General features: G+C 32.5%; 8 protein-coding genes and 1 pseudogene. 2 read left to right on the forward strand and 7 right to left on the reverse strand.

What is annotated here, in order from left to right; all coding sequences use genetic code 11:
* The first annotated feature begins 6 nt into the window (after positions 1-6).
* Positions 7-1554 (forward strand): type IV secretory system conjugative DNA transfer family protein, encoded by a 1548-nt coding sequence (locus GILLI_RS04295; RefSeq protein WP_006987893.1) that lies wholly within the window; start codon positions 7-9, stop codon positions 1552-1554.
* 178 nt (positions 1555-1732) lie between these two features.
* Here the strand turns inward: GILLI_RS04295 and GILLI_RS04300 are convergent, their stop codons facing one another.
* Genes GILLI_RS04300 through GILLI_RS04320 form a run of 5 tightly spaced genes read right to left on the reverse strand, consistent with a single transcriptional unit; the run spans position 1733 to position 10111 of the window.
* Positions 1733-2608 (reverse strand): Abi family protein, encoded by an 876-nt coding sequence (locus tag GILLI_RS04300; RefSeq protein ID WP_006987894.1) that lies wholly within the window; start codon positions 2606-2608, stop codon positions 1733-1735.
* Between the two features lie 58 nt (positions 2609-2666).
* Entirely contained in the window at positions 2667-5456 is a 2790-nt protein-coding gene (locus GILLI_RS04305) for a TrlF family AAA-like ATPase (protein ID WP_006987895.1), read from the reverse strand.
* An 8-nt stretch (positions 5457-5464) separates the two neighbouring features.
* Complete coding sequence (locus tag GILLI_RS04310; protein WP_006987896.1) at positions 5465-8110, reverse strand: DEAD/DEAH box helicase; 2646 nt, start codon at positions 8108-8110, stop codon at positions 5465-5467.
* A 2-nt stretch (positions 8111-8112) separates the two neighbouring features.
* On the reverse strand, positions 8113-9906 hold the full coding sequence (locus GILLI_RS18330; protein WP_006987897.1) for a site-specific DNA-methyltransferase: 1794 nt from the start codon (positions 9904-9906) through the stop codon (positions 8113-8115).
* Positions 9907-9919: 13 nt separating this feature from the next.
* The gene (locus GILLI_RS04320; protein ID WP_006987898.1) at positions 9920-10111 is read right to left on the reverse strand and encodes a helix-turn-helix domain-containing protein; all 192 of its coding nucleotides are present in this window, start codon (positions 10109-10111) and stop codon (positions 9920-9922) included.
* A gap of 132 nt (positions 10112-10243) precedes the next feature.
* Here GILLI_RS04320 and GILLI_RS04325 point away from each other — a divergent pair.
* Positions 10244-10765, forward strand: a pseudogene (locus tag GILLI_RS04325) (ATP-binding protein); the annotation flags it as partial.
* 9 nt (positions 10766-10774) lie between these two features.
* Here the strand turns inward: GILLI_RS04325 and GILLI_RS04330 are convergent.
* Together GILLI_RS04330 and GILLI_RS04335 are read right to left on the reverse strand one after the other, a co-directional pair.
* Positions 10775-11140 (reverse strand): hypothetical protein, encoded by a 366-nt coding sequence (locus tag GILLI_RS04330; RefSeq protein WP_006987899.1) that lies wholly within the window; start codon positions 11138-11140, stop codon positions 10775-10777.
* A 7-nt stretch (positions 11141-11147) separates the two neighbouring features.
* Positions 11148-11935, reverse strand: a 788-nt coding sequence (locus tag GILLI_RS04335) for a DUF4138 domain-containing protein (protein ID WP_006987900.1), incomplete at its 5' end; no start/stop codon positions are given.

Raw genomic sequence — 11935 nt, forward strand, 5'->3', positions numbered from 1 at the left:
AATATTATGAAAGCAAAAAGTTTCTTTATTTATATTCTTTATTACAGTTTCAAATACTACCTTTTTATTACCAATATTTGCATTCTGTTGATGATATTCATATTCAGTTATGGTGTAAACTCTGTACTAAGAGGAATGGTGTTTTTAGCGTGTCCTCTAATGTTTTTGAATACAGTGGCATATGCTTATTATTTTGATGGTAATTTGATAGATACAGTTCCGAAAAAATATCAAGTCCGATTTAAGACCACAAGTAGAAGTTTTAAAATTGAAAATATAAAAAGGGGAGTGTCAGTTATTGGTTCCGCCGGAAGTGGTAAAACGGAAAGCGTAGTTTTCGGTTTTCTAAAACATTTTCAAAAGTATAAGTTCTGTGGGATCATCCACGATTACAAAGATTTTGAACTTACCGAAATGGCCTACCCCCTATTCAAGGATAATGAAATCCCGTTTAAGGTCATTTCCTTTGATAAAATAATTCACAGAGTAAATCCTATTGCTCCACGCTATTTAGAGAACGAGGAAAGCGTAAATGAGGTGTCAAGGGTGCTAATAGAAAACCTTTTGGAGCAAAGGGAATCTGGATCCACAGGTACCACCAAATTTTTCAATGATGCTGCGGAAGGATTGATAGGCGGATTAATTTGGAAACTGAAAACTACATATCCCCAATTCTGCACCCTTCCTCATTTAATTGCTATCTATCAATATCTAGACACGGATAGCCTTATTCAATTTTTGGAAACCAATACCACATCAAGAGCAATGGCAGATGCTTTTATTAGTGGTAAGGATTCTGAAAGACAAACAGCTGGCGTAAAAAGCACTTTAGCAAATGCGCTGAAACGAATTAGTACACAACGAATTTTCATGGTACTTTCCGCAGATGAAGTACCGCTGAATATCAATAGTGAAGATAATCCTGCAATAATTTCGATAGTAAACAATCCAAAATTTGATACTTCCTATTCGCCTGTTATCGCTACAATCATCCATACAATTATCAAGCAAATGAGTGTTCGGGATTCCAGAACATCTTTCCTACTCATGGAGGAGGCACCTACTATACGCTTACTGAATATGCATCGTATTCCTGCAACATTACGGAGTTATGATATCGCTACGATTTACGTTATGCAGGACAAGATTCAGAACGATATGATGTATGGCGATAAAGCGAGCAAGGCGATTTTGAGTAATCTGTCTTATCAGTTTTTTGGAAAGGTCAACGATCCAGACACCGCAAAATATTACGAACGATTCTTTGAGATAGTCAAAGATACAACCAAAAGTGTAAGCCGAGGTTATAACCTTGATTTTGATACTCGCGTAACCACAGGAGAGAAGGAAATCCCAAAAATAAGAGCTGATTATTTCTTCAGGTTGAAACAGGGCGAGTTTATCACGTATGCGGATGGGATAGATAAGAAGGTACAGTTTAAGTTAGCGAACATTGAAAGGGAATTACCGCAGGAATCGAAGCAGTATTCAAAGGCTGATTTAGAGGCTAATTTTGAGCGGATTTATGAGGAGGCGAGGTCAATTTTTGAATAAATAGTATTCTATAATTTTTAATTGCCCTGTTAGGTTTGCACATCAAATAATCAATTAAATCTTAGGCACAAAAAAACCCCAGACAGTATCTGAGGTTGTTTATTTTTTTTGAGTGCACCACTAATGCAAATGAATAATGGGACACTTTTAAGATGCAAATATACAATTATTTTATAATTCAATTATCATAATGATAGCCTAATTTTTTTTCGACTATATCTTTTATCACACCGTTATCAGCAAATTTATCTAATAATTTGACTAATTTTTTTTCTAATTCGTTCTTTCGATTGCTCGAAATATTATCCATTAAGTAGAGTAATGCTTTAATAGCTGAATCTAAACTATGACTATAATCATTATTAAATTTAACGCCAGGCACTCCACTTACACCTTCATCAATATGTAAATCAAATATCACGCCACTATGAGCGCAACTATTACGAACAAACACCAAAGTGTCTAAAAAGTTTTGAAGCCTCTCAGGTTTTTTTATTGCGTATTGTAAACAAATCTCTTTCCTAACATCTTGGTCGATAATATGCTCATAGACTTTCACAATTGAACCAAATGTATAATACTCAAATGTTTTCCAACAAGGTGCATATCTATCATCAGGATATTTAGCGTGATGCTTACTTATTTGTATGTTCTTTTTTTTAAAATTCTTATTGTAATGTGACTTTATATCTTTTAGATACTCTTGCTCCATAATCGTTGGGTCTGTGTACCAAATTGCATTTGGGTCATAGCGCATAGAAGCCCAATAAATAAGGTTTGTTCTAAAGTTTAACTCTAACCTATTTATGTACTTAATCAATAAATACCTTAAATCTACATCTAAATAATAAAGGTCTATAACAGTTGATAATTTAGTGCCTTCTGCAAAATTATGGTCTGCATCAATTTCAAAAGGATGCCAATAGAAGCCTAAACGATAGTAGCCAATATCTAACAATATTTCTATTATTTTATCTTCTTCTATGTCTAAAACCATACCTCGCTCACGAAGTTTCTTAATTTGGTTTTCTATACTCGTTGCTAATCCTGCCATTTAATTAATTAAATTACTTTTATCTATTTGTATTTTAAAACTTTACTACTGCACAATACTAAACTAATTTATATCTATCAGAACGCATTTTAAATGCTTTCTCACTACCTTCCATAACATCACATATCTCTTTCTTTATTTCTTCTCTTTCTACTGTTCCAGAATGTAAAACTGAAGTAAACTGACTTTCTGAATCCATAGAAATAATATATTCTGCATCGCCATTAACAGGAATATTTGCATTATGAGTAACTACAATAATTTGTCTACTGCCTTTGGCTACTTTTAATCTATCTACTATTAAATCATAAACTAATCTATTATCTAAATCATCTTCTGGTTGGTCTAATAATAATGGAATAGTACCGAATGAAAGTAAGAAAGTTAGTATTGCAGTAGTACGTTGTCCTGCGGAAGCAGTTGACAACGATTTAAAGGTATCGGCGTTTTCAGGTTTATATTCTACAACCACTTCATCCTCTGGCATAAATAATTCTAATTCATCCATACCTGCGTCAGTAATACCACGAACAGCATTTTTGAAATGACCACCTACCACATTTGCATTATCATTAAAAAAATTAGTGCGAAACTCTTTCTTAACATCTTTTATTTTTTGCTCAACTTGACCACGAAAACATAACTCTTTTAGCTTCTTGAAGTCTTCTTCAAAAGAAGTATCCTTACCAATTATTTTTCTTACTTGTAATTCAAAACTTGTTTGATTTCTGAAAGGGTTGATTTTAACCCTAATTTTATCATCCGTAACATTATCATCAATAAATGATTTACGTTTAGTGGTAATATCTTTACATAATTGAACAAACTCATCTTGGAATTTAACTCTCTCTGCAACTTCTAAAACTTCATTTGCTTTTATCACATCAAGAGCTACCAATTCTTCTTCTTTATCCTCAATCTCTTTAGATATTGCCTCGTATTGGTCTATGTTATCTACACCTTCAGCTTCAAGTTCAGCTTTCTTTTCATCATAATTCGTTATTGCTGTAGTATATGCTTGTTTCCATTTTGAAGATGTTAGTTTAGTTTCTAAATCTATTTTTATTTGTGATATAGATGTTATTAGTGCTTCATACTCTGTTGCTTTTGTAGATAGTGCTTCTTTTATCTCAGATAAGAATGTTTTGAGTTCCTCTCTATTACTCTCAGAAAAGCCTAATTCATATGGTTGTTCAATTTCAAACTCTGTTTTTATACCATCTAATTGATTAACTAACTCTTGTATCTGTTCTTTGTAATCGTTAAGTAATTTTTCTTCCTCTGCAAACGCTTTCTTTTCGGCCATTAACTCTTTAATGCCAGCCTTATCTAAAGTCTCTAACTTCTTCTTTAAATCCTCAATATCAGTTTTTAGCTTAAGCCTTGATTTTAAACTTACTTGATATGTTCTTATGGTACTACAAGATTTTAAAAAGTTTTCTTTAGCAACCTCTCTTTTATCTTTTAATTGACTGATTTCTTCAACGTTTAAATCAATCCTATCTAATAACGCATTTGGGTCTTTTGAGATTTCAAATATTTGCTTTTGCGAATATTGTTCAAACTCTAAGAAATTTAAAAACTCTTCATCCTCAATCTCAGTCCATACATCGTTATCTAATTTATGTATTTCTATTGTTTGATTAATTGAGGATTTTATATTTGATGTTTTAACTTTGTATAGAAAACCTTTACGGATAAATTCGATTTCTATATTTGAATTTTCATTAAAGACACCTACTGATTCAATACCTCTTACGTCATTGGTTTTATAGAAATTATTATGCTCTTTGAATAAATCTGCAAAATTTTCAAGATTAGATGTACGATTAAATACACCTCTGATAAATCTTAAAATACTTGACTTACCACTACCACGACCACCTATTATTGTATTTAATTGTGGATTAAAACCAACCTTAAAAGGTTCTTTCCCTGTTAAGGTTGTATTTGCTATGGTTATTGATTTTATCCAAAACTCAGGCTTTTCCGTTATTGTAGTTGCATCAATGAAATCATTAACTATTCTATGCGATGGTAATAAAAATGCTTGTCGTAACCCTTCTAAAGAAGCTGTTTCATCCATTTTTATATATGTGAATCTTGAACCAATACCATCTAAACCGTGTTTTGGATTTTTATCTTCGTGTGGATTATCTGAAAAAGTTAACATTGCTAAGTCTTTATCTTTAGCAAGTTTGACAGAATTATACCAATTCTTCGCACGAGCATCATCTATAGCTGGTATTGGATTGTTATAATATACATTTAGCTCTGGAACAACTGAAGCTATAGATGTATTAGTGTATTCGTTTTCAGTAAATACTTTATGCACTATTTGAACAGCATTAATATCTTCACGTTTATAAAAATCTATAAGGTTTTGGTTTCCTACCGATTCTAAGCCATTGAACTCATCAATATGAGCAGGAATCACTATTGCACCATTTCTTGAAGCTATATCTGCTACTTGGTTTATACTCTTTTCTGTTTTAGCTTCTTGAACACCAAAATCCTCTCTCTTAATTTCACATTGAATAAGAAAATCTCCAACATCCGTAGACTTTTTAGAAGGGTCAAATAAGACTAATAAATGAACTTTAGATGTATCGCAAGTAATTTCAACACCAGGGAAGATTGTTAAATTAGTATCTTTTGCAACTTCTTGAATTGCTTCAATAGCATTTGGGCTATTGTGGTCTGTAACCGCTACACAATCTAAACCTTGGTCGATTGCTCTATCTACCCATTGTTGTGCTGTTACTTCTCTATCTTGAAAACATCTACTTGCTGTTGTATGTAAATGTAAATCGCATTTATACCATCTTGCTCCTTTAAAATCTTGCATATAATCTCTTATTTCATATCTCTTAAAATATCTATCAACTCTGCTACTGTTCTTGCTCCATCTAACTTATCGCTCTTAAAAACCATAAAGTAGCGGTAATTGTCTCCTGCTTTACTTGCCCATTTTTCGCCTAAACGTAATTTTTGTTGACTGTTTGAACCATCTAAATGGTCGCCTTTAGTTTCCACTAAAATAGTTTTACCGTTCTTCATTTTAACAATAAAGTCTGGATAATGATTTACAAAACCATTTATCAACAAGCCTTTACCACGTTCTAAATTTCTATGCCAATACACTACACTATCAAGATTAGCAACTTCATTTATCACTTGCTTTTCAAAATCATTCATTTCGCCTTCTTCTATATAGAGGTTTTTAGTGATTCCTTTAAGCGTATTTTTTGGGCCAATCTTTTTAGAAAACGTAAATGATGGCTGACATACAACTGTTCCTTTATCTAACAGAATATCAAACTGCTTTTCCATATGTTGATTAGACAATTCAGTTATTCTATTTTTGATAAGTTTTGCATAGAAAGGCTCATTATTGGTTATTTCAGCAATCTTATCGCTATTTAAACCTGCAATTATCTTTTTAACGTAAGCAACAATTTGAGGCTCTTGTATTTGGTCTATCTTCTTGATGATTTTAGCAATACGACCTGCAATTTGATTTATCTTTTGTTCCGGTGTTAGTGTTGTAAGATATTCTGCAAACGCTTCTTTTACGTGGTAATCTACATACTTATACTCTGGTACATATTCATCTTTTCTACCTTCTGCAAGGTCTATGCTTGCCATTTTAGATGCGGTACGAGTTAAATCTATATCACTATTTTGTTTATCTAATTCAAAATCTGTTAAGAGCAAATGTTTTGTAAGTGGAATAAAATTATCTGGCTCTATCAATGAAGGCGCAGTTTTGATATGAAATGTTGGTATTACTTCTTTATTTGCATCTTCTTTAAACACCTCCTTAATTGGGAATGATTTTATCTTTTCTTTCAATTCGGTTGGTATTAAATTGTCTTCGTTTTCCAATTCATCCATCTTCTTCTCAAACTCTGTATTGGTATCGCTTGCGAGTTTTAAGATGTCTTCTAATTGGCTTGTACTCTTATCTGATTCTGTAATTTGTTTAACATCATCTACATTAATTTCTACTTCGTCATCATCATTTTCATTTATAGTACTCGTAGGTTGTTCTTGTTCTTTTCCGAATAAATCTTCAAAACTACCTTTACCTGATGATGTATCTATTTTAGATTCTGTTTGTTGTTCTTTTACTCGATAATCCTTTGCACTAAACCCTGACTTATTTAAGCCTAAAATGATTTTATCTAATGTGTCTAAGAAATTATTAGATGATGTAAATACATACGAGTAATTCAACAAATCTTCTTGATGTTTAGTTACATAAGGCAATCGTAATACTCTACCTAAAATCTGCTCTACATCTATGGATGATGATTTATTAGCCAATGATGCCAACACATAAGCAAAAGGACAATCCCATCCTTCTTTTAAGGCATTTACTGTAATGATATAGCGAACTTCACAATCACGACTTAATAAATCTAAATTCTTAATCTCATCTTTATTCGCAGTCTTTATCTTTATTTGATTTTCTGGAATACCTATTTCGATTAGACTAACTTTAATCTTATCAAAAGTGATATTATCATCTTTAGTTTTGGGTTGTGCTTGAAATAACACAATAGGTCTAATATACTTACCGCCATTTGCTTCTTGCATTTTAGCTTTAGCTTCTAACGTCTTTTGCATCTGTATTGCACTACTCAATACCTCCGTAGTATCTTGATGATTATAAACAATAACAGGCAGTTTTACCATATTGTTTTTCTTGAGCTTAATAGCATCAACAAAACTTATGATATTACTTTTTTTACGTGGTGTGGCAGTTAAATCGAATATGAAACTTGGATTGATGTTGTTTAACATTTCAATCCTTAAATCTGCTTCAAAATTGTGACTTTCATCTATTACAATTACAGGATGAAGATATGCTATGACTTGAATTAACGCAGTATCATCTACATTATCAAGATTTGCTTTTAAATCTCTAAAATGAGATACAAATTCTGCTAAGTTTTCATTTTCTCTGTACGCTCTTGGTAAGCCTTTTCTCACCGTTTCTACAAAAGACTGCACACTTAACACTAAAATACTTAGTTGTTCTTTTACCTCTACAGGATTGAAGCCTTGACCGAACAATAATGCTTCTTTGTCATACACTTTTACATTGCCATTAAAATGAGCATCTATCTTTTGTCTATATGGATGGGACGTATCTTTTAGGTTCTTATAGGTCTGCTTTAATATAGTATCTGAAGGTACAAACCATGCTACTACTTGCGGTTTATCTAATGGGAAGCTATCAAAGATAGGTTTCAACGCATTACAAGCTATAAATGTTTTACCACCAGCTGTTGGTACTTTAACAGTAACTCTTGGAACACCTTTAATAGAATTATCATAAGGTCTTAGATAATCATCTTCTAAAGTTTGTATTAATATTCCTTTACTTTCCCAAAAGTTAGAAAACGCATTGTTGAGATGCCTTGTAGTATCAAGTTCTTCTATAAATTGAGTAAGGTCATTTATAACCTCTTGTTGGTATTTTTTTAATTCCATTATTAGAAACGTTTTATATCTCTTGGTATCTTTTTAAATATGATGTTTTTGTTGAGCATATAGGCTTCATCGAGCAAACAGATATCTGCATAAATAATGTATTGCTCTTGTAACGTTAAAATGATGCCTAAACTATTATTATCTAAGGTGGTTAGACTGTCTTTTTCGTAATAAAAATAGTAGCCTGTATCTTGATAATTATCTAATAGGTATTTACCATCTTTAGTCTGCGGTCTTGTAAGTGGTTGCTTGGTCTCAGAGTAGTAAATGTAATTTCTAATTTTATCTTCTCCTACGTCTTCATTTAGGTTTTCATCTTCTTTAAATATTGGGCTACCTAATTCGTAGAAATCAAAACTCGTTGTTATACCATCCACAAACTTGTTTACTTTCTTTGATTCGCCATAACCTTTTATTACTTTCTTAACTCTCTCAGATGTAATGTTTTCAGCATAATCTTCCATCTCTACAAGTATGAATTTACGATTACCTCCATCTTTTTCATTTAACTTAATCACACTATGAGCAGTTGTTCCCGAACCTGCAAACGAATCTAATATTATAGCATTTTTGTCTCTGTATGAGGCTAATAGTTTTGAAATTAGTTTTGAAGGTTTTGGGAAATCAAATATTTTCTTACCAAATATATTTCTCAATTCTTCATCGCCATCTTCATTTGAACCCCATCCTCCTGAATTTAAATTATTAATATCAAAATCCAAAAACCCTAACGCATTAATAGCGTCTATCTTTTTCTTTAACTTTTCAATTTTAGATATATTACCCTGATTTTCGTAAAGCTTGATTAATTCATCCTTTAATTTCAGTATTTCGTCATTATCAACTCTTGGTAAAAAGTTCTTCAACTTCTTATATCGAGGCTTTGAAACTGTTTGCCTTAAATATAAATCACGTGTAAAATATAACGCTCCTGTTTTCGCATACTCGTCTATCTTTTCTTGACCATATCGCCATTCACTCTCTATAATCACATCATTTTTGAGTTTACAATTTTCAATCTCCAAATCTGATTTTAAAAGTAGGCTCATATTACCAGCAGATATAACTGAACCTTTTGGAAGAGTGTGATTTTTCAATTTGTAATTCGACCTTACGCCAGCAGGTATTAGTCTCTCGCTAATACTATTACCAGGATTAATGCACGGATATGTTTCTTTATTGCTAACTATCTCGCCAATTAAGCCTTTAAAATTCTTTTTATCTTTGGCATATGTATGAACATATTCTTTTACTGTGGTAATATAATTATCTAAATGAGAACCTTTTTTTTTCTTTTCCCAACTAAAAGTTGAAATAAAATTTCTTTTACCAAATATTTCGTCGCATAAAAATCTAAGATTCACTTGTTCATTATCGTCTATAGACATAAAAATAACTCCACTATCAGAAAGTAATTTATTTATTATCTTCAGTCTTGGGTACATCATACATAGCCACTTATCGTGTCTCGTAAAATCTTCTTCATCCTTTCCTACGATTTCTCCTAACCATTTCTTTATCTTAGGATGATTAACATTATCATTATACACCCAATTTTCCTGTCCTGTATTGTATGGTGGGTCAATATAGATTATATCAATTCTACCTTCATATTCAGGTAATAGTGATTTGAGTGCTTCAAGGTTATCTCCGTGAATTATCTTGTTTCCGCTATTAGTTTCAAAATTCTGCTCTCCTTTATTCGTAAAGCCATATTTATGTTCTAACACTTTAAATGCGACATCTTGATGATGACTAACAACTTTATCTTTTCCTATCCAATTGAGTGTTGGCATATTTCCTTAGGTATTAAATCTTTGAAACTAATAATTCTTTTGCATCTATCTGTAAGATTGTAGCAATCTCGTACAAGGTTTCTAAGCTGGGTTGTGTGCGGTTTTGTACATACCCATTTACTGTATTGAAACTCTTGCCTAATCGCTCTGCAAGCCATACTTGCTTAATCCCTTTATCTACCAGAACTTCTTTTATTCTGTTCATAATCTTATACTTTAGACGCTCTAAATATACATTTATCTGCTTAAAAATACACCATTTTGCGTTGTATTTATATACACGATAGGCTATTATAAACTTGCTTTATAAGATTGATAAGGGATAGATAGCATCTCCATTTTTACCGATAGAATTGAAATCACATCGGCAGGTGGTCTCCCGGAAGGATTGAGCAAGCAAGAATTTTTCGAGGGCTTTTCAGTACCACGTAATAAGGAACTGATGCGAATTTTTAAAGATTTGGAACTGGTGGAACAATTGGGTCCTGGCATCCCTCGTATTTTAGAATATTATGGCAATGGGAGCTTTAGTTTTTCAGATAACTTTCTTAGAATGACTCTTGTTCCTAAAGAAGCTGCTAAAGAAGTTAATGAAAAGGCTAAAGAAGAAGGTGGTGTAAGAGGTGGTGCAACGGGTGGTGTAATCGATACAACTGATGCTCTAACTAAAAGACAGAAAGAAGTTCTTAAACTTATTGCAACAAGTCCTTCCATAACATACAATGAGATAGCTGAAGCGTTGAGTATTAATGAATCTACTGTTGGCAAGCATATTACAGCTATCAAGAATAAAGGTTTTTTAGTACGTCAAGGCGGTACGCAGGGATATTGGGAAGTTAATCTAGAAAAGAATCAATAAAAATTCGGTTTAAAAAGGCCCTTTATCCCTCGGCCCATTATGCGTAACCTTCCATTGTCCATCTTTTTGAACCAGCTTAAAAACCCCGGGCTTCGTATCGTAAGCTGTGGAATATTTTACCCAAGCCACCTCGCCGTCCATAGCTTCATCTACTATCTTGAAATTGGAGTCTGAATTTTTATCTTCAGCAAACATTGCTTGAATGTTTGAAAGGTTTGCATACCCTTCTTCAGTAGTATGTTTTTTTAAGGTTGCTTCATCACCATGATAAAAACTTTCGGCAACAACTTTGGCAGTTTCAGTTGGGGAAAAAGTTTTATTCTGAGAACAAGAAATAAGTAAAAGTAATAGCGAGCAAATAACTAAGTGTTTCATAACATTTTCAATTTGGATTATTAATGTGTCTATGTGATATTTTAAGTTCTATATTACGTTCGCCATCTTTTTCGTTCAGTTCCAGAATTGCCCTACGATCATTGGACAATGAAAACTTGGGTAACACATAAACGAATCGTACCGTTTCAATTTCTCCTATTTCAGAAGGCAGATTCTGTATGTAAATCGGTTCCTGATAAAGCCGTTGCAACGATTTTCTTGTTCCTTTTTGTCTTGTTTCAATAGAGAGTTTTAAGAAATTCAAATCGTAATCCAAAGTAGAATTATTCTCAATCTGGACAACGAAGTAGAGCTCTTCTTTATCGAAAACTATATTTTCAACGCTCAAAATAATACCTTCATTCCGCTTTTTGATCCGGCCATTACTCTGTTTTCTGTCAAGAAGATAAGTACAAAATTTTTCATAATAATACTTCGTGTAAGCGTTGCTTTTTTCAGAAGTTTCAGCCTGAATCGAATCCTTTCCTTTGGGTATTTCATTCCCAATGCTACTAGATATTGGAATGAAATAATTAAGCTTTGTAAGCTTCTCTTTATACCTTACAATATACGAAAAAATGGAACCATTTCTATTGACTATCAGAAGATTACTTTCTTCTCCAGGTTTTGCCTGTAGCAGTCCAAAATACTGTTCTTTTTCACGATTGTAAGTAAACACAAAATTATCTGAGCCAGTTATTCCTTGCCGTATGGGTTCAGGAAAAAAAAGAGCAACATTTTTGGTATCATTGGCGTAAATAGTATCCAGAATGTTAGATGTTTGCGCTGTAACTT

It is taken from the genome of Gillisia limnaea DSM 15749 (assembly GCF_000243235.1).
GTDB lineage: Bacteria > Bacteroidota > Bacteroidia > Flavobacteriales > Flavobacteriaceae > Gillisia > Gillisia limnaea.